This window comes from Microbacterium sp. NPDC055988 (genome assembly GCF_042269505.1).
In the GTDB taxonomy this organism is placed as follows: Bacteria; Actinomycetota; Actinomycetes; order Actinomycetales; family Microbacteriaceae; genus Microbacterium.
In genome coordinates this window covers 3,421,538-3,448,387 of record NZ_JBHJXY010000001.1, presented here as the reverse complement: position 1 = coordinate 3,448,387, position 26,850 = coordinate 3,421,538, and the positions used below count along the sequence as shown (strand labels likewise).

28 protein-coding genes are annotated in these 26,850 nt (G+C 66.6%); 17 read left to right on the top strand and 11 right to left on the bottom strand.

Going from position 1 to position 26,850, the window contains the following annotated elements; translation table 11 throughout:
* The first annotated feature begins 33 nt into the window (after positions 1-33).
* From erpA to ACFC14_RS16560, 4 genes are all read left to right on the top strand, one after another.
* Complete coding sequence (erpA, locus tag ACFC14_RS16575) at positions 34-396, top strand: iron-sulfur cluster insertion protein ErpA (RefSeq protein ID WP_029261583.1); 363 nt, start codon at positions 34-36, stop codon at positions 394-396.
* A 140-nt stretch (positions 397-536) separates the two neighbouring features.
* The gene (coxB, locus tag ACFC14_RS16570; RefSeq protein WP_136042160.1) at positions 537-1,439 is read left to right on the top strand and encodes a cytochrome c oxidase subunit II; all 903 of its coding nucleotides are present in this window, start codon (positions 537-539) and stop codon (positions 1,437-1,439) included.
* 3 nt (positions 1,440-1,442) lie between these two features.
* Positions 1,443-3,176 carry a cytochrome c oxidase subunit I gene (gene ctaD / locus ACFC14_RS16565; RefSeq protein WP_205820323.1) on the top strand — a complete coding sequence of 578 codons (1,734 nt, stop codon included), beginning with the start codon at positions 1,443-1,445 and terminating at the stop codon, positions 3,174-3,176.
* A 3-nt stretch (positions 3,177-3,179) separates the two neighbouring features.
* Complete coding sequence (locus tag ACFC14_RS16560; RefSeq protein ID WP_029261586.1) at positions 3,180-3,614, top strand: cytochrome c oxidase subunit 4; 435 nt, start codon at positions 3,180-3,182, stop codon at positions 3,612-3,614.
* Between the two features lie 68 nt (positions 3,615-3,682).
* On the opposite strand, the gene ACFC14_RS16555 is transcribed toward ACFC14_RS16560, so the two are convergent.
* The 7 genes from ACFC14_RS16555 to ACFC14_RS16525 all read right to left on the bottom strand — a co-directional run bounded on the left by ACFC14_RS16555 (position 3,683) and on the right by ACFC14_RS16525 (position 9,491).
* Positions 3,683-4,102, bottom strand: coding sequence for a rhodanese-like domain-containing protein (locus tag ACFC14_RS16555; protein WP_376106777.1), 420 nt, complete (start codon positions 4,100-4,102; stop codon positions 3,683-3,685).
* Between the two features lie 9 nt (positions 4,103-4,111).
* A complete protein-coding gene (locus ACFC14_RS16550) occupies positions 4,112-4,702 on the bottom strand; it encodes a GNAT family N-acetyltransferase (RefSeq protein WP_376106774.1) in 591 nt (196 codons plus the stop codon).
* Entirely contained in the window at positions 4,702-5,109 is a 408-nt protein-coding gene (locus ACFC14_RS16545) for a RidA family protein (protein ID WP_376106771.1), read from the bottom strand. Before ACFC14_RS16545 ends, ACFC14_RS16550 begins: the two co-directional genes overlap by 1 nt.
* Positions 5,110-5,188: 79 nt before the next feature.
* Entirely contained in the window at positions 5,189-7,003 is a 1,815-nt protein-coding gene (locus ACFC14_RS16540; RefSeq protein WP_376106768.1) for a cytochrome bc complex cytochrome b subunit, read from the bottom strand.
* Positions 7,000-8,076: a ubiquinol-cytochrome c reductase iron-sulfur subunit gene (locus tag ACFC14_RS16535; protein ID WP_136042155.1), complete on the bottom strand. Its 1,077-nt coding sequence runs from the start codon at positions 8,074-8,076 to the stop codon at positions 7,000-7,002. Before ACFC14_RS16535 ends, ACFC14_RS16540 begins: the two co-directional genes overlap by 4 nt.
* 36 nt (positions 8,077-8,112) lie before the next feature.
* Complete coding sequence (locus ACFC14_RS16530; RefSeq protein WP_136042154.1) at positions 8,113-8,913, bottom strand: c-type cytochrome; 801 nt, start codon at positions 8,911-8,913, stop codon at positions 8,113-8,115.
* A 20-nt stretch (positions 8,914-8,933) separates the two neighbouring features.
* A complete protein-coding gene (locus ACFC14_RS16525) occupies positions 8,934-9,491 on the bottom strand; it encodes a heme-copper oxidase subunit III (RefSeq protein WP_205828862.1) in 558 nt (185 codons plus the stop codon).
* A gap of 299 nt (positions 9,492-9,790) precedes the next feature.
* On the opposite strand from ACFC14_RS16525, the gene trpD reads away from it, so the two are divergent.
* Together trpD and ACFC14_RS16515 are read left to right on the top strand one after the other, a co-directional pair.
* A complete protein-coding gene (gene trpD, locus ACFC14_RS16520; protein WP_376106764.1) occupies positions 9,791-10,861 on the top strand; it encodes an anthranilate phosphoribosyltransferase in 1,071 nt (356 codons plus the stop codon).
* 2 nt (positions 10,862-10,863) lie between these two features.
* Entirely contained in the window at positions 10,864-11,850 is a 987-nt protein-coding gene (locus ACFC14_RS16515; protein ID WP_376106761.1) for a PHP domain-containing protein, read from the top strand.
* An 18-nt stretch (positions 11,851-11,868) separates the two neighbouring features.
* On the opposite strand, the gene ACFC14_RS16510 is transcribed toward ACFC14_RS16515, so the two are convergent.
* Genes ACFC14_RS16510 through ACFC14_RS16500 form a run of 3 tightly spaced genes read right to left on the bottom strand, consistent with a single transcriptional unit; the run spans position 11,869 to position 14,136 of the window.
* Complete coding sequence (locus ACFC14_RS16510) at positions 11,869-12,813, bottom strand: 5'-3' exonuclease H3TH domain-containing protein (RefSeq protein ID WP_376106758.1); 945 nt, start codon at positions 12,811-12,813, stop codon at positions 11,869-11,871.
* Positions 12,814-12,844: 31 nt separating this feature from the next.
* Positions 12,845-13,600, bottom strand: coding sequence for a hypothetical protein (locus ACFC14_RS16505; protein WP_376106755.1), 756 nt, complete (start codon positions 13,598-13,600; stop codon positions 12,845-12,847).
* Positions 13,585-14,136, bottom strand: coding sequence for a hypothetical protein (locus tag ACFC14_RS16500; RefSeq protein ID WP_376106752.1), 552 nt, complete (start codon positions 14,134-14,136; stop codon positions 13,585-13,587). The genes ACFC14_RS16505 and ACFC14_RS16500 overlap by 16 nt, the downstream gene beginning before the upstream one ends.
* Before the next feature lie 239 nt (positions 14,137-14,375).
* Here ACFC14_RS16500 and rpsA point away from each other — a divergent pair, with 239 nt between their 5' ends.
* From rpsA to uvrB, 10 genes are all read left to right on the top strand, one after another.
* Entirely contained in the window at positions 14,376-15,833 is a 1,458-nt protein-coding gene (gene rpsA / locus ACFC14_RS16495) for a 30S ribosomal protein S1 (RefSeq protein ID WP_105710170.1), read from the top strand.
* 142 nt (positions 15,834-15,975) lie between these two features.
* Positions 15,976-16,827, top strand: a complete 852-nt coding sequence (locus ACFC14_RS16490; protein WP_376106749.1) for an ABC transporter ATP-binding protein — start codon at positions 15,976-15,978, stop codon at positions 16,825-16,827.
* On the top strand, positions 16,824-17,864 hold the full coding sequence (locus tag ACFC14_RS16485; protein ID WP_376106746.1) for an aliphatic sulfonate ABC transporter substrate-binding protein: 1,041 nt from the start codon (positions 16,824-16,826) through the stop codon (positions 17,862-17,864). Before ACFC14_RS16490 ends, ACFC14_RS16485 begins: the two co-directional genes overlap by 4 nt.
* Positions 17,861-18,718, top strand: a complete 858-nt coding sequence (locus ACFC14_RS16480; protein WP_376106744.1) for an ABC transporter permease — start codon at positions 17,861-17,863, stop codon at positions 18,716-18,718. Before ACFC14_RS16485 ends, ACFC14_RS16480 begins: the two co-directional genes overlap by 4 nt.
* On the top strand, positions 18,715-20,715 hold the full coding sequence (gene acs, locus ACFC14_RS16475; protein WP_376107236.1) for an acetate--CoA ligase: 2,001 nt from the start codon (positions 18,715-18,717) through the stop codon (positions 20,713-20,715). Before ACFC14_RS16480 ends, acs begins: the two co-directional genes overlap by 4 nt.
* The gene (locus ACFC14_RS16470) at positions 20,712-22,016 is read left to right on the top strand and encodes an O-acetylhomoserine aminocarboxypropyltransferase/cysteine synthase family protein (protein WP_376106741.1); all 1,305 of its coding nucleotides are present in this window, start codon (positions 20,712-20,714) and stop codon (positions 22,014-22,016) included. Before acs ends, ACFC14_RS16470 begins: the two co-directional genes overlap by 4 nt.
* Positions 22,013-22,603 (top strand): CoA-binding protein, encoded by a 591-nt coding sequence (locus ACFC14_RS16465; protein ID WP_376106738.1) that lies wholly within the window; start codon positions 22,013-22,015, stop codon positions 22,601-22,603. Before ACFC14_RS16470 ends, ACFC14_RS16465 begins: the two co-directional genes overlap by 4 nt.
* A 32-nt stretch (positions 22,604-22,635) precedes the next feature.
* Positions 22,636-23,235 (top strand): dephospho-CoA kinase, encoded by a 600-nt coding sequence (gene coaE / locus ACFC14_RS16460; protein WP_376106735.1) that lies wholly within the window; start codon positions 22,636-22,638, stop codon positions 23,233-23,235.
* Between the two features lie 157 nt (positions 23,236-23,392).
* Positions 23,393-23,935 carry a hypothetical protein gene (locus tag ACFC14_RS16455; protein WP_376106732.1) on the top strand — a complete coding sequence of 181 codons (543 nt, stop codon included), beginning with the start codon at positions 23,393-23,395 and terminating at the stop codon, positions 23,933-23,935.
* 37 nt (positions 23,936-23,972) lie between these two features.
* Positions 23,973-26,045 (top strand): excinuclease ABC subunit UvrB, encoded by a 2,073-nt coding sequence (uvrB, locus tag ACFC14_RS16450; protein ID WP_136042142.1) that lies wholly within the window; start codon positions 23,973-23,975, stop codon positions 26,043-26,045.
* A gap of 66 nt (positions 26,046-26,111) precedes the next feature.
* Here uvrB and ACFC14_RS16445 read toward each other — a convergent pair whose 3' ends face one another.
* Positions 26,112-26,354 carry a hypothetical protein gene (locus tag ACFC14_RS16445; protein ID WP_376106729.1) on the bottom strand — a complete coding sequence of 81 codons (243 nt, stop codon included), beginning with the start codon at positions 26,352-26,354 and terminating at the stop codon, positions 26,112-26,114.
* A 45-nt stretch (positions 26,355-26,399) separates the two neighbouring features.
* Between ACFC14_RS16445 and ACFC14_RS16440 the strand changes: the two genes are divergently transcribed.
* Positions 26,400-26,843, top strand: a complete 444-nt coding sequence (locus ACFC14_RS16440) for a MarR family winged helix-turn-helix transcriptional regulator (protein ID WP_376106726.1) — start codon at positions 26,400-26,402, stop codon at positions 26,841-26,843.
* Positions 26,844-26,850: the final 7 nt, after the last annotated feature.

The following is a 26,850-nucleotide window of genomic DNA, read 5'->3' as shown; positions in this document are numbered from 1 at the left end:
GCCGTGCACCTGCGGCCCGTCACAAGGAGCGACATGAGCGACACCACACTCTCCCCAGAGACCACCCGCGCACACGGCGTCACCCTGACCGACGCTGCCGCCGTCAAGGTGAAGAACCTCCTCGAGCAGGAAGGCCGCGACGATCTCCGTCTGCGCGTCGCCGTCCAGCCCGGCGGATGCTCGGGCCTGATCTACCAGCTGTACTTCGACGAGCGGTACCTCGAGGGCGACGAGACCGTCGACTTCGACGGTGTCGAGGTGATCATCGACAACATGAGCGTCCCGTACCTCGACGGGGCGGCGATCGACTTCAAGGACACGATCTCCGAGCAGGGGTTCACCATCGACAACCCCAACGCAGCGGGCAGCTGCGCATGCGGCGACAGCTTCCACTGATCTTCCGTCTGCCGGATCGGCCGCCGTCACCACTGGTGACGGCGGCCGTTCCGCTTTCGGAACCTGCGTGGTTGGCATGAATCAGGTGTGAGCTTGCCCTAGACTTGGGTGTGCTCTGTTCGCGATCTGAAAGGTGCATCGTGCCCTCGAAACGCAGCCTTCGTTGGGCCGCACTCCCTGTGGGAGTCGTGGCAGCCGTGGCCCTGGCGGGATGCTCTCCCACCGAGCTGAACGGCTTTCTTCCGGGCTTCGTGGAGGGTGGCCCTGCAGCCACCAATCAGACCGAGCGTGTCTCGTCGCTCTGGGTGAACTCCTGGATCGTGCTTCTCGCCGTCGGCATCATCACCTGGGGCCTGATGGCGTGGGCCGCGATCGCGTATCGCCGGCGCAAGGGGCAGACCGGCCTCCCGGTGCAGATGCGCTACAACATGCCGATCGAGATCTTCTACACGATCGTGCCGCTCATCCTCGTGCTGGGCATGTTCTTCTTCACCGCTCGGGATCAGACCGAGATCGAGGCCAAGTGGGACGACCCCGACGTCGAGATCACCGCGATCGCCAAGCAGTGGGCGTGGGACTTCCAGTACGACGGCGAAGAGGAGGACAACTCCGACGCCGTGTGGACCATGGGCATCCAGGCCCAGCCCGATGCGGAAGGCAACATCGACCAGTCGCAGCTGCCGACCTTGGTGCTGCCGGTCGACAAGAAGGTCACGATCGACCTGCAGTCCCGCGACGTCATCCACTCCTTCTGGATCATCGACTTCCTCTACAAGAAGGACATGTTCATCGGGAAGGACAACTCCTGGTCGTTCATCCCCACCCGTGAGGGCGAGTACGCCGGCAAGTGCGCCGAGCTCTGCGGTGAGTATCACTCGATGATGCTCTTCAACGTGAAGGTCGTCTCTCAGGACGACTACGACGCGTACCTCGAGTCGCTCGAGGAGAAGGGCAACACGGGCGACATCACCGACGCGTACGACCGTCTCGCGAACTTCCCGGGAACGACCGCGAAGACCGACACCGAGGAAGGAGGGGAGTAAGTCATGTCGACCACAGAAGCTCCCCGTACCGACGAGACCCCCAGGTCGCGTCCCACCACTCTGCCCGCCCGCCAGGCCGCTCTGATGAGCTCCTCGCGCGTGGAGCAGAAGGGCAACATCGTCGTCAAGTGGATCACCTCCACCGACCACAAGACCATCGGGTACATGTACCTGATCGCATCCGTGCTGTTCTTCCTCCTCGGTGGTGTGATGGCGCTCGTCATCCGCGCCGAGCTCTTCGCGCCGGGCATGCAGATCGTCCCGACGAAGGAGCAGTACAACCAGCTGTTCACGATGCACGGCACGATCATGCTGCTCATGTTCGCGACGCCGCTGTTCGCGGGTTTCGCAAACGCGATCCTGCCGCTGCAGATCGGTGCTCCCGACGTGGCCTTCCCGCGTCTGAACGCCTTCGCGTTCTGGCTCTTCCTCTTCGGCTCGACCATCGCGGTCGCCGGGTTCCTCACCCCGCAGGGAGCGGCCTCCTTCGGTTGGTTCGCGTATCAGCCACTGGCGGGCGCGTCGTTCTCGCCGGGTGCAGGTGGAAACCTCTGGATGGTCGGACTGGGCATCTCCGGTTTCGGAACCATCCTCGGTGCCGTCAACTTCATCACCACGATCATCACGATGCGTGCTCCTGGTATGACCATGTGGCGCATGCCGATCTTCTCGTGGAACACGCTCATCACGAGCCTGCTCATCCTGATGGCGTTCCCCGTGCTGGCAGCAGCCATCTTCGCCGCTGCCGCCGACCGCATCCTCGGTGCGCACATCTATGACCCGGCCAACGGCGGAGTCCTGCTGTGGCAGCACCTCTTCTGGTTCTTCGGGCACCCCGAGGTCTACATCATCGCGCTGCCGTTCTTCGGCATCGTCTCCGAGATCTTCCCGGTCTTCAGCCGCAAGCCGATCTTCGGATACAAGACCCTGGTCTATGCGACCATCGCCATCGCTGCCCTCTCCGTCGCCGTGTGGGCACACCACATGTACGTGACCGGCTCGGTGCTGCTGCCGTTCTTCGCGCTGATGACGATGCTCATCGCCGTGCCGACGGGTGTGAAGATCTTCAACTGGATCGGCACGCTCTGGCGAGGGTCCGTGACCTTCGAGACTCCGATGGTGTTCGCCCTCGGCTTCCTGGTGTCCTTCGTCTTCGGTGGCCTGACCGGTGTCATCCTCGCCGCCCCGCCGCTGGACTTCGCGCTGTCCGACTCGTACTTCGTGGTGGCTCACTTCCACTACGTGGTGTTCGGTACCGTCGTGTTCGCCATGTTCGCCGGCTTCTACTTCTGGTGGCCGAAGTGGACCGGTCGCATGCTGAACGAGCGTCTCGGCTACGTGCACTTCTGGATGCTGTTCATCGGATTCCACATGACGTTCCTCATTCAGCACTGGCTGGGTGTCGACGGCATGGTCCGTCGTTACGCGGACTACTCGGCGGCCGACGGCTGGACCTGGCAGAACCAGGTCTCCACGATCGGAGCGATCATCCTCGGCGCCTCGATGCTGCCGTTCTTCCTGAACGTCTGGATCACGGCCCGCAAGGCTCCGAAGGTCACGGTCAACGACCCGTGGGGCTACGGCGCCTCGCTCGAGTGGGCGACGTCGTGCCCGCCGCCGCGGCACAACTTCACGTCGATCCCGCGTATCCGCAGCGAGCGTCCCGCGTTCGACCTGAACCACCCGGAGGCTGCCGAGTTCGCGACCACGGCACCCGGCGAGCGAGAGGCCCACTAAGTCATGCGCGACAACGTCATTCTCTGGTGGGTGCTGACGGCGTTCTTCGCCCTCGTCGGTGTGGTGTACACCGGCTGGCACATCCTGGTCACTCCGTCCGACAACTTCGCGATGCGTATCGAGTGGGTCGGAACTGTCGCCCTGTTCTTCGCAGCCTTCATGGCGGCGATGGTCGCGTTCTACCTCGACCGCACGCACAAGGCGCAGAACGGTGAGCTGCCGGAAGACATCCTCACGGCCGACATCGACGATGGTGACCCCGAGCTCGGCGAGTTCAGCCCGTGGTCCTGGTGGCCCATCGTTCTCGCGGCTTCGGCTGGTGTCTTCGTCGTCGGCCTGGCCGTCGGTCACTTCCTGCTCCCGATCGGACTCGCGATCTTCGTCGTCGCGATCGTCGGCTGGGTGTACGAGTACTACCGCGGCAACTTCGCTCGCTGAGACAGCCGCATTGAAGAAGGCCCCCGGATTCGTCCGGGGGCCTTCTTCGTGTCATGAGGGGTCCGCTGTCAGGCGCGAGTACGGACGCGTGCGATACCGGTCAGCGGATCAACGGGGCGGCGATGAACGCCATCGGCGTCCTCCACCGGGAGGCCCTCGCGCACCCAGTACTCGAAGCCTCCGATCATCTCGCGCACCCGAAAGCCGAGTCGGGCGAACTCGAGGGCGCCCTTCGCTCCGGCATTGCAGCCGGGGCTCCAGCAGTAGACGACGACGTCCGCTCCCTCCGGCACCTCGGACCGAGCGCGAGACGCGATCTCGCTGTAGTGCATGTGCACCGCGCCGGCCACCCGGCCTTGCGTCCACGCCTCTTCGGAGCGGACATCCACGACGATGACGTCCTCGCCGGCCTTGAGCGCGGCGTGCACATCGCTGGGATCCGTCTCGTAGGCGAGCTTGGCGGCGTAGAAGTCGGTGCGATCGATCATGATCTCAGCCTAGGACGAGGCCATCCGCTGATCCGAGCAGATTCCTGTCGTGCAGAGAGCGAATACCGTCAGCGTCGTCCCCTCAGAGAGTCGCCGCCATCTCTGCACACGAGCGCCGTATCTGAAGAGCCCGAGGGTGGTCTCCGTCTCGATGAGGGAGCGGAGTAGAGGCGAGTCCGGCTCGGTCACGGAGAAGCCGGCGGAGGTGTAGAAGGGGGCGTTCCACGGGACATCGCGGTAGGTGCGCAGGGTGATCGTGCGGTGCCCCCGGCGACGAGCCTCGGAGAGCGCGGCCTGCACGAGTCGACGCCCGATTCCGCGACGCCCGAAGGAGGGGAGAACCGAGAGCTGCTCGAGATGAGCGTGTCCGTCGATCTCCAGGACATGCACGAAACCGACGGGCTCGGGAGATGGAGCGCCGACTTCGTCGGGTTCGGCGACAAGTACGAATCCGGGCATCGACGCTCGGTCTTGCGCGCTGGTCGGCGGAGGCCAGTCGACGGCGGCGAAAAGATCGACCAGCAAGGCGTCTGCGGCGAGTTCGATCTTCTCGATCGCCGGGTCATCCGGTTGCTGTGCAGGACGTATCCGGATCTCCATCACTCTCCAGCGACGGCGGCGATGGCTTCGATCTCGACGAGCTGGTCGTCGTAACCGAGGACGGTGACACCCAGGAGGGTGCTGGGGACGTCGTGGGCGCCGAAAGCAGCATGCACCACATCCCACGCGGCGACGAGGTCGGCCTGGGCGGAGGAGGCGACCAGCACCCGAGTGCTGATCACATCGGTGAGGGTGGCACCGGCGATCTCGAGTGCGCTCTTCAGAGTTTCGATGCACCGGGCTGCCTGCGCGGCGTAGTCGCCGGGCGCTGCGGTGGTGCCGTCATCGTTGAGCGGACAAGCACCGGCGAGGAAGATGAGTCGCGCCCCGACGGGAGCGGTCGCTGCATAGGCGTATGGTGCGTCGGCGAGGGTGGTGGAACGGATCAGCTGGACGACGGAAGACATGATTCGATCCTCTCATCACGGATTAACGATGAAGGCCTCGTCCTGGTGGACGAGGCCTTCATCAGTGGGGGAGTGGCGGCTACTCGCCGTCCTCCGAGTCCTTCTTGCGAGGCTTCTTCACCGGCTTGGTGGAGATCACGGTGCTGGGCGTGTTCGCCGTCTCGTCGACGTGGGTCTCACCGACCGTGAGGGGGGCGTCAGGGAAGCCGGCGCGCTCGTGAGCGCCCTGGATCTCTGCAGCCTCGGTCTCGTCGTTCTGAGCCGTCACGTGGTGCTGGTGTGCGTCGGCTGCCTCGACCTCGGCCTGCGTGAGCGGGGCGAGGCGGTCTTCGAAGAACCAGCGCGAGATCGAGGAACGGAGGTTCTCCGTCCACGGGATGCGACCCTTGGCGTTGGGGCGAACCACGAGGGGCTCGTAGGAGTCGACATCGATGAGCTTCCAGCGGTCGTACTTGTCGACCGGCTGGTGGACCTCGATGAACTCGCCACCGGGAAGGCGCACGATGCGGCCGGACTCGAAGCCGTGCAGCACGATCTCACGGTCCTTCTTCTGAAGCGCGATGCAGATGCGCTTCGTGACGAAGTATCCGAGGATCGGGCCCAGGAAGAGCAGCGCCTGCAGCGTGTGGATCACGCCTTCCATCGTGAGCATGAAGTGCGTCGCGATGAGGTCGGACGATGCCGCTGCCCAGAGGACGGCGTAGAAGACGACGCCGGCAACGCCGATGGCCGTGCGCGTCGCCGCGTTGCGGGGACGCTGTGCGATGTGGTGCTCGCGCTTGTCACCGGTGACCCACGCTTCGATGAACGGGTAGATCGCGACGACCACGATGAACAGGCCGAGCACCAGCACGGGAGCGATGATTCCGAAGGACCACGTGCGATCGAGGAACACGATGTCCCAGTTCGACGGTGCCAGACGGAGCGCACCGTCGGCGAAGCCGATGTACCAGTCCGGCTGGGTGCCGGCGGAGACCGGGGACGGGTCGTACGGGCCGTAGTTCCAGATCGGGTTGATCTGGAAGAACGTCGCGATCATCACGATCACGCCGAACACGATGAACAGGTAGCCGCCCATCTTCGACATGTAGACGGGCATCATCGGGTAGCCCACGACGTTGTCGTTCGAGCGGCCGGGGCCGGCGAACTGCGTGTGCTTGTTGATGACCATGAGCATCAGGTGCACGACGATGAGGGCGATGACGATCATCGGCAGCAGCAGGATGTGCAGCGTGTAGAGACGCCCCACGATGTCGGTGCCGGGGAACTCGCCGCCGAAGAGGAGGAACGAGGTCCACGTGCCGATGAGGGGGAGACCCTTGATCATTCCGTCGATGATGCGGAGGCCGTTACCCGAGAGCAGGTCGTCGGGGAGCGAGTAGCCGGTGAAGCCCTCTGCCATCGCGAGGATGAACAGGATGAAGCCGATCACCCAGTTGAGCTCACGCGGCTTGCGGAACGCACCGGTGAAGAACACGCGAAGCATGTGCACGCCGATGCCGGCGATGAACACGAGCGCTGCCCAGTGGTGGATCTGGCGGACCAGGAGACCGCCGCGGAGGTCGAACGAGATGTGCAGCGACGACTCGAGAGCCGCAGACATCTCAATGCCTCGCATCGGGGCGTAGGCGCCGGTGTAGTGGGTCTCGACCATCGATGCCTGGAAGAAGAACGTCAGGAAGGTTCCGGAGAGGAACACGACGACGAAGCTCCACAGCGCGATCTCGCCGAGCATGAACGACCAGTGGTCGGGGAAGATCTTGCGTCCGAGCTCCTTGACGAAGCCCGAGAGGCTGGTGCGCTCATCGATGTAGTTCGACGCGGCACCGACGAAGCGACCGCCGAGGGGCGCTTTGGTGTCCTTGTCGTCTTTGGACAGCGTTGCGGTGCTCAATGGCGCTCCCAGAAGCTCGGGCCGACGGGTTCCTTGAAGTCGCTTCGTGCGACCAGGTAGCCCTCGTCATCGACGGTGATGGGCAGCTGCGGCAGCGGACGAGCCGCCGGGCCGAAGATGACCTTTGCGTGGTCCGTGACGTCGAACTGCGACTGGTGGCACGGGCACAGCAGGTGATGGGTCTGCTGCTCGTACAGAGCCACAGGGCATCCGACGTGCGTGCAGACCTTGGAGTAGGCGACGATTCCGTCGTAGGACCAGTCCTTGCGGTCCTCGGCCTCGATCAGCTGTTCGGGGCGCAGACGCATCATCAGCACGATGGCCTTGGCCTTCTCCTCGAGGTAGCCGTCGTGGTGGCTCAGCGTGGCGAGCTCTTCCGGGATCACGTGGAACGCGGATCCGAGGGTCACGTCCGCTGCGCGGATCGGGGTGCCGTCGGGGTCGCGGACGAGGCGCGCGCCCTTCTCCCACATCGTGTGCTTGAGCAGCACGACCGGGTCGCCCGCGGTGGGGTCATCCGGAGTCGAGTGCGGGGCGAGGCCTCGGAACAGGGTGACACCGGGGATGATCGAGGCGACGAGGGCGGCGAACAGCGAGTTGCGGATCACGGTGCGGCGTCCGAAGCCGGACTCCTCGTTCGCGTCGGCGAAGGCCTGGACGGCGGCCTCGCGGGTCGCATCCTTGCCCCGGGTGGGGTGACGGTGCTCGACGAACTCCTTGTCGGACATGAGCGCCTTGGACCAGTGGATCGCACCGATTCCGAGGGCCAGCAGCGCGAGAGCGATGCCGAGACCGATGAAGAGGTTGTTCTGCCGGATGTCGATGAGCGCGCCGCTCTCGATAGGGAACAGCATGTAGGCGGCGACCGCCCAGATGCTGCCGGCGAGCGAGAGGTAGAACAGCGTGTAGACAGTGCGGACAGCGGCCTTCTCAGCGCGCGGGTCCTTGTCGGTCATCCGCTCGCGGTGCGGCGGAAGCCCGGGGTTCTGCACGGGATCGCTGACTGCGACACCCAGCCCCGGAGAGGGCTGGTAGGCCCTGTCAAGAGCCTGCGAGTCGTCGTCGTGTGCCATGGTGCTCCTCGTACGTTCCTCTTCGATGAATAAGCGTCAGTTGGACTTCGCCGTGATCCACACGGTGATGGCGACGAGCGCGCCGATTCCGAAGATCCACACGAACAGGCCCTCGGAGACCGGTCCGAGCGAACCGAGCGAGAATCCGCCGATCTGCACGGACTGCTGCTGGAAGAGCAGCGCCGAGATGATGTCGCGCTTGTCCTCGTCGGACAGGTTCATGTCGCCGAAGACCGGCATGTTCTGCGGGCCGGTGACCATGGCCGCGTACATGTGCAGCGCGCTGGTCTCCTGGAGTCCAGGAGCGTACTTGCCCTCGGTGAGTGCTCCACCGGCGGCGGCCACGTTGTGGCACATCGCGCAGTTGACGCGGAACAGCTCGGCGCCGTTCGCGACGTCGCCCTCTCCGTCCAGGATGTGGTCGGCGGGGAAAGTCGGGCCAGGAGCCTCGGACTGCACGAACGACGAGATCGCGAGGATCTGGTCCTCGGTGAACTGCGGCGTCTTCTGCGGAGCCTGCGGTCCCTGCATCTGCAGGGGCATGCGACCGGTGGACAGCTGGAACTCGGTGGCCAGCTCACCCACGCCGTACAGGCTGGGGCCGTTGGCGGTGCCCTGCAGGTCGAGGCCGTGGCAGGTGGCGCAGTTCGCCTGGAACAGCTTCTCGCCGTCTTCGACGGTCAGCTGCGTCGACGCGGTCTGCGTGTCGGATGCGGCGAACGCAGCCGATGCACCGGCGTACACGGCGCCGGTGATCATGAGGCCTGCGCCGATGAGCGCGGCCGCCGCCAAAGGGCTGCGACGACCGCTGGAACGGCGCTTCTTCTCTCGTGCCATCTCGGGGATCAGCTCCGCTCTTATTTCAGGAAGTAGATAACGAGGAACAGCACGATCCAGACGACGTCGACGAAGTGCCAGTAGTAGGACACCACGATCGAGGAGGTCGCCTCCTTGTGCCGGAAGTTCTTGACGGCGTATGCGCGTCCGATGACGAGCAGGAACGCGACGAGGCCGCCCGTGACGTGAAGGGCGTGGAAGCCGGTCGTCAGGTAGAAGGCGGAGGCATACGAGTCGGCGTTGATCGGCATGCCTTCAGCGACCAGCTGTGCGTACTCCCACACCTGGCCGGAGACGAAGATCGCGCCGAGGGCGAAGGTGAGGAAGAACCACTCGACCATTCCCCAGCCGAAGAGGCGACGGCGTCCGGCGCCGTTCTTCTGCCCCTTGCCGATCTTGTAGGGCTGCAGGTCTTCTGCCGCGAACACGCCCATCTGGCACGTGAACGAGGAGAGGACCAGGATCGCAGTGTTCACTGCGGCGAACGGGACGTTCAGCAGCTCGGTCCGGTCTGCCCACAGCTCCGGGGAGGTGCTGCGGAGGGTGAAGTAGATCGCGAAGAGTCCCGCGAAGAACATCACCTCACTGCCGAGCCACACAATGGTGCCGACAGCTACCGGGTTGGGCCGCTTAATCGTTCTCGCCGCCGGGGCATACGTCGCTGAGGTCGTCACCCCTCCATTATGGCCGATCCTCGGGCGTGATTCTTGCACCCACGGCCTTCGAATCGCTCGCCGCTGACTTAGGGGACCCTAAGAAAACACTGCGAATACCCGGTGAATCCGCGGGAAACAGCGGGTGGGGGCGAATTGCGCATGCGTGCGGAAGCATCTGCATGTTTTCTCCGCGTTTTCTTCGCGCCGATAGGATCGCACACATGCCTGATTCGCTGACCTGGTCCGATGTGCTCACCTCCCTGCTGGAGCGCCGCGATCTCAGTGTCTGGGAGTCCACGTGGGCGATGCGTCAGATCATGCAAGGCGGAGTCAGTGAGGCTCAGCTCGCCGGCTTCCTCGTCGCTCTCCGAGCGAAGGGCGAGACGATCGACGAGATCGTCGGTTTCCGTGATGCAATCCTCGAAGCCGCGGTGCCGCTGCCGGTGTCACCGAACGTGCTCGACATCGTCGGAACGGGCGGGGATCGTGTCGGCACCGTCAACGTGTCGACGACCGCGGCGATCATCATCGGCGCCACGGGGGTGCCGGTCGTGAAGCACGGCAACCGAGCGGCCAGCTCTGCCTCCGGTTCTTCCGACGTGCTCGGAGCTCTCGGTCTGGAGCTATCGCTCGACCCCGCTGACGTGGCATCCATCCTCGATCGGACCGGGATCACGTTCGCATGGGCGGGGGCGTTCCATCCCGGCTTCAAGCACGCAGGCTCTGTGCGCGCCGAGCTCGGGGTGCCGACCGTCTTCAACATGCTCGGTCCGCTGTGCAACCCGGCTCGGGCAGAAGCCAATGCTGTCGGGGTGGCGCAGATCGAACGCGTCCCACTGATCACGGGCGTGTTCCGCACGCGTGGAGCGACAGCACTCGTCTTCCGCGGCGACGATGGCCTCGACGAGCTGACGACGACCGGACACAGCCGTATCTGGGAGGTCACGCGGGGAGATATCCACGAACACGACCTCGACCCGCGCGACCTCGACATCCCGATCGCCGACCTCGCCGACCTGATCGGCGGCTCGCCGCAGCACAATGCCGAGGTGCTGCGGCGCACGCTCGCGGGGGAGACCGGCGCGGTGCGCGACATCGTGCTCCTCAACGCCGCTGCCGGCATCGTCGCGTTCGAGCTCTCGCAAGACGCGACACAGGTGCAGCGGCCCATCCTCGAGAGGTTGCGCGCGGGGTATGACAAGGCTGCTGCGGCCGTCGACGATGGTCGCGCCCTGGCGAAGCTCGATCAGTGGATCGGCGTCAGTCGCGAGCTGGCGGCAGCCCAGGAGTGACCGTGGACCCCGTCGACGCGCTGCTCGAGATCGCCTCCCTCCTGGAGCGCGAGCGCGCGTCGCGGTATCGCGCGAAGGCTTTCCGCCAGGCCGCCGCGACACTGCAGGATCTGCCGGACGACGTGCAGACCGACCCCACGCGGCTCCGTGCAGCCAAGGGGATCGGCGAATCCACGTTCGCCGTCATCCGCCAGGCGCAGTCGGGGCAGGTGCCCGACTATCTGGTCGAGTTGCGCGGCGACGTCGAGCCGGAGCGCGTATCGGCGTTGCGTGCCAAGCTGCGAGGCGACCTGCACGCGCACAGCGATTGGTCCGACGGCACCACTCCGATCCCGGTCATGGCCGCGGCCGCGCGGGCGCTGGGGCACGAATATCAGGCGATCACGGACCACTCTCCACGACTGCAGGTGGCGCGCGGTCTGTCTGCCGAACGTCTTCGGGAGCAGATGCCCCTGGTGCGAGCTGAATCGGTCGAGGGTTTCACCCTGCTCGCAGGCATCGAGGTGGACATCCTGGAGGACGGCACGCTCGATCAGGAGGACGACCTGCTCGCGGAACTCGACATCGTCGTGGCTTCCGTGCATTCCAAGCTGCGCATGGACGCACGGCCGATGACGGCGCGCATGATCGCGGCCGTCTCGCATCCGCGGGTGAACGTGCTCGGGCACTGCACGGGGCGGCTCGTGCAGGGCGACCGGGGAACGCGTCCGCCGTCGGCGTTCGACGCTGCCGCCGTGTTCGCCGCGTGCGCGGAGAACGGTGTGGCGGTGGAGATCAACTCGCGTCCGGAGCGGCAGGACCCTCCGGACGAGCTGATCGCCATCGCGCTCGACGCGGGGTGTCTGTTCTCGATCGATTCGGATGCGCACGCGCCGGGACAGCTGTCGTTGCTCGATCACGGCGCAGAGCGCGCCGAACGGGCGGGGATACCTCCGTCGCGGATCGTGACGACCTGGGGTCTCTCGCGGTTGCTCGCCTGGGCGGGGTGAGTCGCGCCGCTACTTCGATCAGTCGGCTCGCAGGGGGGCTTTCGATACGGCCGCGACCGCGCGCGTCATCGAACCGCCGAGGTTCCATTTCTCGGCGAGGGCGGTTGCGGCGTCTACTTCGGCGGGGTCGAGAACCCGCAGCGGGATGTCGGGTGCGCTGATCGGCAGCGAGGTCGCCACGGCGACCACGGTGGGCGCGACCTCGAGGTAGTCCGAAGCGGCCAGGATCTTCGCGCGGACTCCCGCGCTCATCCCCTCGCCGGCCTCCGCCGCGGCGCGGATGCCGGTGAGGTCGCTGTGGGTCTGCAGGAGCGTCGCCGCCGTCTTCTCTCCCACGCCCGCGACGCCGGGCAGGCCGTCGGAGGCGTCGCCGCGCATCGTGGCGAAGTCCGCGTACTGCGAAGGAAGCACCCCGTACTTGGCGACGACGGTCGCATCGGTGACGACCTCGAGGTTGCTCATGCCGCGAGCGGTGTAGATGACGCGTACGTCGCGGGCGTCGTCGACGAGTTGGAACAGGTCCCGGTCGCCCGTGACGATGTCGACCGGCATCGTCGCATCGGTCGCGAGTGTGCCGATCACGTCGTCGGCCTCGTGCTCGGCGACGCCGATGATGGGGATGCCGATGGCGGCGAGCGTCTCGCGGATCAGCGGGATCTGCGCCTCGAGCGGGTCGGGTACCTCCTCGACGTCGGGCCCACTGGCCACGACTTCGACGACGCGATGAGTCTTGTAGCTGGGGATGAGGTCGACACGCCACTGCGGGCGCCAATCGTCGTCCCAGCAGGCGATCACGTGCGTCGGCTCGTACAGGGTGACGAGTTTGGCGATGATGTCGAGCAAACCGCGGGCGGCGTTGATCGGCGATCCGTCCGGCGCCGTCACCTTGTCGGGAACACCGTAGAAGGCACGGAAGTAAAGGCTGGCAGTGTCGAGCAGCATGAGGCGGTCGGCGCGGGTCATGGACTCAGCGTAGAGCGCGGTCGGTCCGCGGTCAGCAACCGGGCGCGCCGGGTTGCTCGGCGCAGGTGCGCGCGACGAGAGCGGTCTCCGCCTCGTAGACACGGATCTGCCGCGCAGGGCCGTCGATGGACAGTTCGCCGTCGATCGGGAACCATCCACCGCCGATGTCGACCTCGGCCGTGTAGTGGACGGTGACGTGCGCCGAGTAGGTGCCGCGCTCGCGATACGAATGGCTCGTCGAGGTCGGCGTGAACTGCGCCTGACCGAGCGCAGCCCAGGACCGCCCGCCGGTGTTCGTCGTCGTCGTCGCGCCGTCGCCGTACGTGAAGCTGAATCGGACCGGGGTGAACCGCACCCTGGTCGGTCTGTCGAACAGCGTCCCTGCGCGGGTGTGCACGGATGCCGCCGCCACGAAGTTCGCGGGCATGCCCGCGATGCCGACATTGCCCGGCTCCCCGACGGTGGTGGCGGGAGCAGGGGCGAACTGCGCCACGTCGGTGATGGTGAGGGGGCGACCTTCGTCGTTCGTCACCCGCTCAGCGGTGATGTTGCAGGACGCCTGGCGTACGGGATCGGTCGTGCAGGGCTTGGGTTTGTCAGTCGCGCCACGGCGTTCGGGCGAGTTGGGCTCGGGGACGGCATCGTTCGGACGATGCTCGTGCGCCATCACTGTGACCGCGCTCCCGTCGGTCCCCGCGAGGAAGTCAGAAAAGCCGGGAGCCTCGGTGTCATCGCTGAATTGGGCGAGCGCTGCAACGATCCCGAGTATGGCTACGACGCGGGACACTCGAACTCATCGGTCGGAGTGGCGCTGTCAACGAGTAGCGTTCCCGCCTGCGTCGCCTGGAAGGTGACTTCCAAGGCGTAGACATCTGGGCGGTTCGGATTTACAGCAGAGGTTCCATCGGGGTTGACGACGGATACGTTGCCGACATCGAGGCATACTGCCGCAGTGACGCTTCTCAAGGGGACGTCACTACGCAGGCCGGAGAAAGAGAGGATTCGCGTCTCACCCTCGATGGACTGCCCCTCCGCGTGCATCGAGGAGAAGTTCTCGCGGTCGGCCTTTTCTACGCTGCCGCTAGAGAGGTCGAACAGCGCCTCGAAGGTTTCAGGATTCGAGGTATCAATGCCGTTGAGTGCTCGCGTATATCTATCGAAACTCGCCTCGGCGGCGGCGAAGGCCTCTTCTTCCGAGGCGAAGGCGGGCGTCGGTGTGGGAGACGGCGGGGGATCGGGCGTGCAGCCGACGAGCAGGAGAAGAGCGCTCGTCAGGGCTGCAGTGCGCGCGAACGAGCGGGGCGAAGGTATCGGGGAGATCACCCGGTCACGCTAACTCGGGGGACGGGATGCCCGTTCGAGTTATCCACAGCTCCGGCAGGCCCGAATCCGACTCCCTGCAGCATCCGAACTTCTGATAGCCTTAATCGTCACTCGTGGCGTGCACGCGCATGCCCTCGTGGCGAGAAAACCAAAATCCAACCGCTGAGAAGCATGCAGTCGGCCGTGCGCGGCCGTTGAGTCTCAGCCCGAGTCTCCATTCAACAAGGACAACCCACTACATGACTACCGCAACGACCGCCCCGGCCACCAAGCAGGTCGCCATCAACGACATCGGATCTGCTGAGGACTTCCTGGCCGCGGTCGAGAAGACCCTGAAGTTCTTCAACGACGGCGACATCATCGAAGGCACGATCGTCAAGATCGACCGCGATGAGGTTCTCCTCGATGTCGGCTACAAGACCGAGGGTGTCATCCCCTCGCGCGAGCTCTCGATCAAGCACGACGTCGACCCCAACGAGGTCGTCGCTGTCGGCGACCTGGTCGAGGCCCTCGTTCTCCAGAAGGAGGACAAGGAAGGCCGTCTGATCCTCTCCAAGAAGCGCGCACAGTATGAGCGTGCCTGGGGAGACGTCGAGAAGATCAAGGAGAACGACGGCGTCGTCACCGGTACGGTCATCGAGGTCGTCAAGGGTGGACTCATCGTCGACATCGGACTCCGTGGCTTCCTGCCGGCGTCGCTCATCGAGCTGCGTCGCGTCCGTGACCTCACGCCGTACCTCGGCCAGGAGATCGAGGCCAAGATCCTCGAGCTCGACAAGAACCGCAACAACGTCGTCCTCAGCCGCCGCGCGCTGCTCGAGCAGACGCAGTCGGAGTCGCGCACCACGTTCCTGAACAACCTGCACAAGGGTCAGGTCCGCAAGGGTGTCGTGTCGTCGATCGTCAACTTCGGTGCGTTCGTCGACCTGGGCGGCGTGGACGGCCTCGTGCACGTCTCCGAGCTGTCCTGGAAGCACATCGAGCACGCCTCCGAGGTCGTCGAGGTCGGCCAGGAGGTCACCGTCGAGATCCTCGAGGTCGACCTCGACCGCGAGCGCGTCTCCCTGTCGCTGAAGGCGACGCAGGAGGACCCGTGGCAGGTCTTCGCCCGTACCCACGCGATCGGTCAGGTCACGCCGGGTAAGGTCACCAAGCTCGTTCCGTTCGGTGCGTTCGTCCGCGTCGCAGACGGCATCGAGGGCCTCGTCCACATCTCCGAGCTCTCCAGCAAGCACGTCGAGCTGGCTGAGCAGGTCGTGTCGGTCGGCGAAGAGGTCTTCGTCAAGGTCATCGACATCGACCTCGAGCGTCGTCGCATCTCGCTGTCGCTGAAGCAGGCCAACGAGTCGGTCGACCCCAACGGCACCGAGTTCGACCCGGCCCTGTACGGCATGCTCGCCGAGTACGACGAGAACGGCGAGTACAAGTACCCGGAGGGCTTCGACGCCGAGACCGGTGCGTGGAAGGAAGGCTTCGACGCCCAGCGCGAGGCATGGGAGCAGGAGTACGCTGCGGCCCAGGCTCGCTGGGAGGCGCACAAGGCTCAGGTCGTCAAGGCGGCCGAGGCCGAGGCAGCAGCCGGCGAAGACTTCGGCGGCGGCCAGTCCTTCACCAGCGAGGTTGCCGGCGCCGGCACCCTCGCGGACGACGAGGCTCTCGCGGCTCTGCGCGAGAAGCTCTCGGGCGGCAACGCTTAAGCAGCACTCTGAAACGGGTCGCCACCTCGCCTTCGGGCGGGAGTGGCGGCCCGTTTCGCGTTTCCTGGGTGCTGCTTCCGCTGCGTGACGGAACATTACGACGGCATTCGTAACAATCGAGCCACCCCGCCACCATGGGGATATGACTGCTCTGCTGCCTGCGTCGCGCACCGCCGGCGCTTCGTCGTCGGCAGGCACAGCGCAGACCGTCCGACTCGACGGGATCGAGCGTTCCTTCGCGTTGCCGCGCGGTCGTCGGGACGTGCTCCGCGGCATCGATCTCGAGATCGCCGCAGGGGAGATCCTCGCGGTCGTCGGCCCCTCCGGGTGCGGGAAGTCCACCCTCCTCCGGCTCGTCGGCGGACTCGATGCTCCGACGCGTGGACGCATCCTCCTCGACGACATCGGCGTCGCCGACGTGGACGATCGGACCGCGATCGCCTTCCAGGAGCCGCGACTGCTCCCATGGCGCACCATCGCCCAGAACGTCGAGCTGGGGTTGCCGCGAGGCACTGCCCGCCGAGTCGGCCGCGAGCGAGTGCACGAACTGCTGCACCTCGTGGGACTCCAGCACGCGGCCGACCAGCGCCCGCGCGAGGTCTCCGGCGGTATGGCCCAGCGCGCCTCCCTTGCCAGGGCTCTCGCCCGAAACCCCGGTGTTCTGCTGCTCGACGAACCGTTCGGCGCGCTTGACGCGCTGACGCGCCTGCGCATGCACGACCTGCTGCTGAAGATCCATTCTGCGGAGCCCACTACGATCCTGCTGGTCACCCACGATGTCGAAGAGGCGCTCTACCTCGCCGACCGCGTGCTGCTCCTGCGGACCCTGGATGACACGGGAGGCGACGGCGAACCGTCCGTCGCCCGCACCATCTCCGTGCCGGGCGTCCGCCCCCGCGACCGCGCAGACCGCGGCCTCGCCGACCTGCGCGCCGACCTTCTCGAAGGCCTCGGCGTCGACACCCACCACCGCATCACCGAGGAGTCCCGATGAGCACCACCACCCGCCGAATCATCCCCGCGATCGCGATCGCCGGGACGATGATGCTCGTCGCGACCGGCTGCGTGGCGGGGGAGAACGCCGGGGCAGCCGACACGAAGCCCACCTCCGGTGCGACGGAGTGGTCATCCGACACCCTGTCGATCGACTTCGCCACCTACAACCCGCTGAGCCTGGTGATCAAGGATCAGGGCATCCTCGAGGAGATCCTCGGCGATGGCGTCGAGGTCGAGTGGGTGCAGTCCGCCGGCTCGAACAAGGCCAACGAACTGCTGCGCTCCGGCTCTGTCGACGTCGGCTCGACGGCAGGATCGGCTGCGCTGCTCGCCCGCGCGAACGGCTCGCCCATCCAGGTCATCGACATCTTCTCGCAGCCCGAGTGGGCAGCCATCGTCGTCGGCCCGGACAGCGACATCACGTCGGTCGAAGACCTCAAGGGCGCATCGATCGCGGCCACCAAGGGCACCGACCCGTACTTCTTCCTGCTGCAGGCGCTGGAAGAGGGGGGCCTGTCGCTCTCCGACGTGGAGGTGCAGAACCTGCAGCACGCCGACGGCCGGGCTGCGCTCGACGGTGGCTCGGTGGACGCCTGGTCGGGGCTCGACCCCATCATGGCCGCGGCCGAGGTGGAGTCGGGCGACAAGCTCATCTACCGCAACGTCGACTTCAACACCTACGGCTTCTTGAACGCGACCGAGGACTTCATCACCAACCACCCCGACCTGGCGCAGGCCGTCGTCGACGCGTACGAGCAGGCCCGCGAGTGGGCGCTCGAGAACCCCGAGGAGACCGCCGCGCTGCTCGCCGAGGTCGCCGGCATCGACCCGGACGTCGCCACCACAGTGATCGAGGAGCGCTCGAACCTCGACGTGAGCGGCATCCCCGGTGACGACCAGATCGCGGTGCTCAAGAAGATCGCGCCTGTGCTCGTCGAATCCGGTGACGTGCAGGGCGGCAAGGGCTCCGTCGACAAGGCGCTGTCGTCGATCGTGAACGACACGTTCGCGAAGAAGGCGGTCGACGGCGAGTGACGATTCCCGACCGACTGATCGTTCCCGAGGAGTCCCGGGACGCGCTCGACTTCGCGAAGGGCCGCTACCGGCGTCCCGATGCCGCGGCTCGGCGCTCGTGGGATCGGCCGGGCGTGCGGATCATCGCCGGGCTCCTGCTGCCCGTGATCATCCTGGTGGCCTGGCAGGTCGTGACGACCAGCGGGATGGTGCCGCCGTACCGCCTGCCCACACCGGCGTCGGTGTTCCAGGCGGGAGTGGAGCTGGCCGAGACCGGACAGCTCTGGACGCATATCGCGATCTCCGTGCAGCGTGTGCTGCTCGGCTTCGCGATCGGATCCGTCATCGGGCTCGCGGTCGCCGGCGTCGTCGGACTCTCGCGACTGGGGGATGTGCTCCTCAGCCCGACCCTCGCCGCGCTTCGCGCAGTACCGTCACTCGCCTGGGTGCCGCTCCTCATCCTCTGGATGCAAATCGGCGAGGAGTCGAAGGTCACGCTGATCGCGATCGGCGCGTTCTTCCCCGTCTACACGACGGTCGCTTCGGCGCTCCGGCATGTGGATCCGCAGCTCGTCGAGGCCGGTCGATCGTTCAGCCTGCGGGGCTGGTCGCTGTTCCGCATCGTGCAGCTGCCGGCGGTCGTGCCGTCTGTCGTCTCGGGTCTGCGTCTCGCCCTCGCGCAGGCGTGGCTGTTCCTCGTTGCCGCCGAGCTCATCGCGTCGTCCATGGGCCTCGGATTCCTGCTGACCGACTCGCAGAACAGTGGCCGCGTCGACCGCATCCTGCTCTCCATCGTGCTGCTCGCAGTTCTGGGAACGCTCACCAACGCGGTCCTCGTGCTGGTCGAGAAGTACCTGCTGCGCCGGTGGGTGTGAGCGTGACCGAGGCACGACTGCAGGAATCGCGCGTCTACCCGGCTGCTGGATTCACGGACGCGAACGTCACTGCCGGGGCCTATGCGCGGGCGGCAGCCGACCCCGTCGCGTTCTGGGAAGAGGCCGCGCGCCGGCTGGATTGGTTCGAGCCGTGGCACGCAGTCCACGAGTGGGATCCGCCGGTCGGGGACGCCGTTCCGGCCGCCCGCTGGTTCCTCGGCGGCAGGCTCAACGTGGCCGTCAACTGCGTGGATCGCCATGTGCTCGCCGGACGCGGCGACAAGGTCGCTCTGCACTTCGAGGGCGAGCCGGGCGACCGTCTCTCGGTCACCTACGCCGATCTGCAGCAGCGCGTGTCGCAGGCCGCCAACGCGCTCGTCGCCCTCGGCATCCGTCCCGGCGACCGCGTCGTCATCTACCTCCCTGTGCTGGTCGAGACGATCGTGATCACTCTCGCCTGCGCGCGCATCGGCGCGGTGCACTCACTCGTGTTCGGCGGCTTCTCCGCTGAAGCGGTGCGTTTCCGTCTCGCCGACACCGGCGCGAAGCTGCTCGTCACCAGCGACGGTCAGTATCGCCGCGGAACCGCCACCGAGGTGAAGTCGACGGCTGATGCGGCCGCGGCGGATCTTCCCGCCCTCGAGCACGTGCTCGTGCTGCGTCGCACGGGGCAAGACGTCCCGTGGACGGAAGGTCGCGACGTGTGGTGGCACGACGTCGTCGACACGGCCTCGCCCGTGCATGAAGCGGATTCGTTCGACGCCGAGCATCCGCTGTTCATCATCTACACGTCCGGCACGACGGGAAGGCCGAAGGGGCTGGTGCACACGTCCGGCGGGTATCTCACGCAGGCGAGCTGGGCGCACTGGGCGCATTTCGACGCGAAGCCCGACGACGTGCACTGGTGCACCGCAGACCTCGCGTGGGTCACGGCGCACACCTACGAGATCTACGGTCCGCTCTCGAACGGGCTCACGCAGGTCATCTACGAGGGCACACCCGACGCGCCGCACCGGGAGCGGCACCTCGAGATCATCGAGCGCTACGGGGTGACCGTCTACTACACGGCGCCCACGCTGATCCGCACGTTCATGACCTGGTTCGGGGCGGAGCTGCCCGCGGGACACGACCTCTCCACGCTGCGGCTGCTCGGCACCGTCGGCGAGGCGATCAACCCGGAGGCCTGGGTGTGGTTCCGGCACAACTTCGGCCGCGACGAGCTGCCCGTCATCGACACCTGGTGGCAGTCGGAGACCGGCGCAGCGATGATCGCCCCGCTGCCGGGCGTCACTGCTCTCAAGCCGGGGTCGGCCTCTGTCCCGCTCCCCGGTATCGACGTGGCCGTGGTGGACGAGCGGGGCGACGAGGTCGCGCCCGGCCGCTCGGGAATCCTCGTGGTCCGCCGGCCCTGGCCCGGAATGGCCAGGACGGTCTGGGGTGACCCCGCGCGGTATCGCGATGCCTACTGGTCGACATTCGCGGGTCGGGGTGAGCACGGGGGATTCTACGTGGCCGGTGACGGAGCGACCCGGGATGCCGACGGGTACATCTGGATCCTCGGCCGACTCGACGACGTCGTGAACGTCTCCGGACACCGACTCTCCACGATCGAGATCGAATCAGCGCTGGTCGCACACGACACCGTGGGGGAGGCCGGGTCTGCCGGCGTGTCCGATCCGGTCACAGGGCAGGCCGTCGTCGCCTTCGTGACCCCGTCCGGCCGAGCCGAGATCACGCCCTCCGACCTACGAGCGCAGGTTTCCCAGGCCATCGGCCCCGTCGCCAAGCCGAACCACATCGTGATCGTGCCCGATCTGCCGAAGACCCGCTCGGGCAAGATCATGCGCAGACTCCTGGCACAGTTGTGGGAGGCCGAGCAGGATCGCAGAGCCGGACGAGAGCCGGGCCCCCTCGGGGATACCACCTCGCTGCAGAACCCCTGGGCCGTCGACGACATCGCCGACGTGCTCACCGCCGCCGAACTGAGGACAGCATGACGGAAGAACACCGCTTCGGATTCCGCACCAGGGCCCTGCACGCCGGAGGCACGCCCGACGCGGCGACCGGTGCACGGGCGGTGCCGATCTACCAGACGACCTCGTTCGTGTTCGAGGACGCGACGGATGCCGGCAACCTGTTCGCCCTGCAGAAGTACGGCAACATCTACTCGCGCATCGGCAACCCCACTGTCGCCGCACTGGAGGAGCGTCTGGCATCGCTCGAAGGCGGCATCGGCGCTGTTGCGACCGCCTCGGGGATGAGTGCCGAGTTCATCACGTTCGCGGCTCTCGTCGGCGCGGGTGACCATGTCGTCGCAGCGGCACAGCTCTACGGCGGGACGGTGACGCAACTAGACGTGACGCTGCGGCGGTTCGGCGTCGAGACGACGTTCGTCGCGTCCACCGACCCCGCCGACTACGCGGCCGCCATCCGGCCGGAGACCAAGGTCGTCTACGTCGAGATGATCGGCAACCCGTCCGGGGAGATCGCGGACATCGAGGGGCTGGCCGCCGTCGCCCACGAGGCCGGGGTCCCCCTCGTGGTGGATGCGACGCTCGCCACGCCGTATCTGGCACGGCCGCTCGAGCACGGTGCCGACATCGTGATCCACTCCGTGACGAAGTTCCTCGGCGGACACGGGACGACCCTCGGCGGCGTCGTCATCGAGAAGGGCACGTTCGACTGGGGAAACGGCAAGTTCCCGCAGATGACCGAACCCGTCGACTCCTACGGTGGCATCAAGTGGTGGGACAACTTCGGTGTGTACGGGTTCCTCACCAAGCTGCGCTCGGAGCAGCTGCGCGACATCGGTCCGGCGCTCAGTCCGCAGTCGGCTTTCAACCTGCTGCAGGGGATCGAGACGCTGCCGCAGCGCATCGACGCGCACCTCGCGAACGCCCGCGTCGTCGCCGACTGGCTCGCCTCCGATCCTCGTGTCGCCTATGTGACGTGGGCGGGTCTCGAAGGGCATCCGCATCATGAGCGCGCGGCCAAGTACCTCCCGCTCGGCCCCGGCTCGGTCTTCGCGTTCGGCGTCGCGGCGGACGACGGTCGAGCAGCGGGGGAGGCGCTGATCGAGAACCTGCAGCTCGCCTCGCACCTCGCGAACATCGGCGATGCCCGCACACTCGTGATCCACCCGGCCTCGACGACGCACCGCCAACTCACCGAGGCGCAGCTCGTCGCCGCCGGTGTGCGCCCCGACCTGATCCGCATCTCGGTGGGCCTCGAAGACGCCGAGGACATCATCTGGGACCTCGACCAGGCCCTCACGACGGCGACGGGAGCGAACCGATGAGCGAGACGCAGACGACCCCCGGAGACTCCTGCACCGTGCCCGTGCCCGTGGTCGTGGATGCGGTCGCCTGCGCGCTGCCCGGCGCGCCCGCTGCTCACCCCGAGCGGACCTGGGCGGGGCCGAGTCAGCAGGAGCGCTTCGGGTTGCTCCGGAACGCCAAGTCGATCGCGATCGTGGGAGCGTCGAACAATCCGGCACGGGCGTCGTACTTCGTGGCGACCTATCTGCTCTCCAGCACGTCGTACGACGTCTATCTCGTCAACCCGCGCGAGACCGAGATCCTCGGGCAGCCGGTCTATGCGTCGCTGAGCGACCTCCCCGTCGTCCCCGACATCGTGGACGTGTTCCGCCGGCACGATGACCTGCCCGGTGTCGCGCAGGAGGCGATCGACGCGGGGGTGCAGACACTGTGGCTGCAGCTGGGATCGTGGAACGAGGATGCGGCGGCGATCGCCGAGGCGGCCGGGTTGTCGGTCGTGATGGATCGCTGCATCAAGATCGAGCACGCGCGGTTCCACGGCGGTCTGCACCTCGCGGGGTTCGATACCGGCGTGATCAGCTCTCGGCGTCAACTGCTCGCCCGCTGAGCGCCGGCCTCATCGAAACATAGACTGGCGAGATGCCACTCATCGCGCTCACCGGCGGCATCGCGTCGGGGAAATCGACCATAGCCCGGCGACTGGCGGAGCACGGAGCGGTGATCGTCGACGCCGACCAGATCGTCCGCGACGTGCAGGCGCCGGGCTCGCCGGTGCTGGAGCGGATAGCGGAGACGTTCGGCGCATCGGTGATCGACGGTGAGGGGGCGCTCGATCGAGCGGCCCTGGGTACGAAGGTCTTTGGAGCCCCCGAGCTCCTCGGGCAGTTGAACGCGATCGTGCACCCGGCCGTGCGAGAGGAGTCGCAGCGCCGATTCGACGCGGCGTTCACGGCGGATGAGGATGCCGTGGTCGTGTACGACGTGCCCCTGCTCGTCGAGGCGCGGGTCGATGACCCGTGGGACCTGATCGTCGTCGCGCACGCACCCGCGTCGGAACGGCTCCGACGACTGATCGAGCTGCGCGGCATGGACGAGCAAGCTGCGCGGGAGCGGATCGATGCGCAGGTCTCCGACGAGAGGCGACTCGCCATCGCGGACGTCGTGATCGACACGGCAGGCACCCTGGCGCACACGCACGAGCAGGTCGACGCGCTCTGGGAGCGGATCCGGCGCGGCTGACCGTCTCCGGGCGCGCTTCGGGATGCGGGTGCATCGGTGGCCGGCGTCCCGCTCAGGGGGGCTGGGCGTCGCTGGTATTCTGGTTGTGGGCGTGGGGACGCACCAGGGGATGGTCTGCTGGGGGATAGCTTTTCCGCGCGCTCTGGGGAGTGGAGAAGTGACTCAGGACAACCGCGGAATCTCGCGTCGGACCCTCGTGGCGGGCGCAGCCTGGTCGGTGCCGGTGATCGCCGCAGCGGTGGCATTGCCGCTGGCGGCAGCGAGCGGGAGCAACACCAGCAACGATCTGGCGAACTACTATTGGGACGCCGAAGCCCAGGGCGGCTACACGTCGCTCGTGCCCGCAGCCGGCGAGCTCAGAGCGACCTTCAGCACGCAGATCAGCTATCGGTCCCAGCCCGATTGGGTGAATCCTCCGGCCGGCGCTTCGCTCGTGGTCGTCGTCGAGTTCAGTGCACCCGTGACGCTCGACTCCGGTCCGTCCGTCGGGTCATGGACTCCGGTCCCTGCGGGCGGTTCCTCCGCACGGACATTCACCTTCACGAAGACGCCGGCGAGCTTCGGCGACTCGCTGACGTTCAACGTGATCGGCTCCGCCGCCGGGACGCTCACCTCGACGGCCACGATGGGACTCATGGGTGGGGGCACGACCACCTGGTCGTCGGAGCCGTCGGCGAAGACGGCCACCATCGTCGCCTGACGGCCTCGATGTCGGAGGGGCGGCATACGCTGGAGGTATGCAACCCACGCGCAGTGTCCGCCCCTTCGAGGTCATCAGCGAGTACGAGCCTGCCGGCGACCAGCCGCAGGCGATCGCCGACCTGGCGGCGCGCATCAACGCGGGCGAGACCGACGTCGTGCTGCTCGGCGCGACGGGTACCGGTAAGTCGGCGACGACGGCCTGGCTCGTCGAGCAGGTGCAGCGGCCGACCCTCGTGCTGGCGCACAACAAGACGCTCGCAGCCCAACTGGCCAACGAATTCCGCGAGCTCATGCCGAACAACGCCGTCGAGTACTTCGTCTCGTACTACGACTACTACCAGCCCGAGGCCTACGTCCCGCAGACCGACACCTTCATCGAGAAGGACTCGTCGATCAACTCGGAGGTCGAGCGGCTGCGGCACTCGACGACCAACTCGCTGCTCAGTCGTCGCGACGTGATCGTGGTCTCGACGGTGTCGTGCATCTACGGACTCGGAGCTCCCGAGGAGTACCTGCGCGCCATGGTGGCCCTGCAGGTGGGCGAGCGGTACGACCGCGACGCGCTGATCCGCCAGTTCATCGCGATGCAGTACAACCGCAACGACGTCGACTTCTCGCGCGGCAACTTCCGGGTGCGCGGCGACACGATCGAGATCATCCCCGTCTACGAAGAGCACGCCATCCGCATCGAGCTGTTCGGCGACGAGATCGAGGCCCTCTACTCACTCCACCCGCTCACCGGAGAGGTCATCGAGAAGCTCGACGCCGTCCCCATCTTCCCGGCGTCCCACTACGTGGCCGGCACCGACGTGATCCAGCGATCCATCGGCACGATCGAGCACGAGCTGGAGGAGCGTCTGGCCGAGTTCGAGCGGCAGGGAAAACTCCTCGAGGCACAGCGTCTGCGCATGCGCACCACCTTCGACCTCGAGATGCTGCAGCAGCTGGGCTTCTGCTCGGGAATCGAGAACTACTCGCGTCACATGGACGGGCGCATGCCCGGGGAGCCACCGCACACACTCCTCGACTTCTTCCCCGATGACTTCCTCCTGGTGATCGACGAGTCGCATGTCACGGTGCCGCAGATCGGCGCGATGTACGAGGGAGATGCCTCCCGCAAGCGCACCCTCGTCGACCACGGCTTCCGGCTTCCGAGCGCGATGGACAACCGGCCGCTCCGATGGGACGAGTTCAAGAACAGGATCGGACAGACCGTGTACCTGTCGGCCACCCCCGGCAAGTACGAGATGGGGATCGCCGACGGCATCGTCGAGCAGATCATCCGTCCGACCGGCCTGGTCGACCCGCACATCGTGGTCAAGCCGTCGAAGGGTCAGATCGACGACCTGCTCGAGGAGATCCGCGTGCGCGTCGAGCGGGACGAGCGCGTTCTCGTCACGACCCTCACGAAGAAGATGGCCGAGGAGCTGACCGACTTCCTCGGTGAGCACGGGGTACGCGTGCGATACCTGCATTCCGACGTCGACACTCTGCGACGTGTCGAACTCCTCAGCGAGCTTCGTGCCGGCGTGTACGACGTGCTGGTCGGCATCAACCTGCTGCGTGAAGGCCTCGATCTTCCGGAGGTCTCCCTCGTGGCGATCCTGGACGCCGATAAGGAGGGCTTCCTGCGATCGGGGACGTCGCTCATCCAGACCATCGGTCGCGCCGCTCGAAACGTCTCGGGCGAGGTGCACATGTACGCCGACAAGATGACGGACTCGATGGCGAAAGCGATCGAGGAGACCGACCGTCGTCGCGAGAAGCAGGTCGCGTACAACAAGGAGCACGGCATCGACCCGCAGCCTCTCCGCAAGCGCATCGCCGACATCACCGAGGTGCTCGCCCGCGAAGGTGCAGACACCGCGGAGATGATGTCGGGGCGCGGCCGCGCATCGGGGAAGGGCAAGTCCCCGACGCCCAACCTGCGCCGCACCGGTATCGCGGCCGAGGGTGCGCAGCAGCTCGAAGCAACGATCCAGGATCTGTCCGATCAGATGCTCGCGGCGGCGGCGGAGCTCAAGTTCGAACTCGCCGGACGCCTGCGCGACGAGGTGCAGGACTTGAAGAAGGAGCTCCGGGCGATGGAACGCGCGGGGCACGCATAGGCGAGGCCGCGGGCGTCGGGCGGGAAGACTACCGTTCGACGCCCGGCACTCTCGGCTCAGACTGGCCTAGGGGCAGTGCATCAGCGGCTTCGGTCCCGATCGGTCGATCTCGTGCTGGGTCATCGGCGCACCGCACAGCGGACACGCGCGTTCGGCGCGCTCTGCTGGGCTCGGCGGAGGAGTCTTCTCGTACGGGCCGACGGAGGCGGGGCCGGCGAACCGGATGAGGTTCGTGTTCACCCAGGAGTAGAGGCCACCGGCCTCGCGGATGCGGGTGCGAAGGGGCGGGCGGTCAGAGTCCTGTGCCATGTTGCTTAGTGTACTAACGATTAGTGCAGATGTATAGTTTTCCGTGTGACGGCTACAGACGACCTGCTCAAGCTGGAGAACCAGCTGTGCTTCGCCCTGGTGACTGCGGCACGAAACGTCGTCGCCCTCTACCGCCCCATCCTCGAGCCCCTGGGCCTCACGCACCCGCAATACCTCGTGATGCTCGCACTGTGGGAGAAGGCGCCGCGGACGCTGAACGACCTCGCCCTGGATCTCGCACTGGAACCTGCGACCGCGTCGCCGCTGGTGAAGCGGCTCGAAGCAGAAGGTCTCGTGGCCCGGCAGCGGAGCAATGAGGACGAGCGGCGACTGGAGATCACGCTGACAGCGGCAGGCGCGGCGCTGCGCGAGCGTGCCGTCGATGTTCCTCATCAGGTCATGGCGGCGGTCGGCATGGGCATCGACGAGATCGCGGCGCTCCGCGACGGCCTCGGCCCGTTCGCCGGACGGCGCTCGGACCTCGGCTGAACCCGAG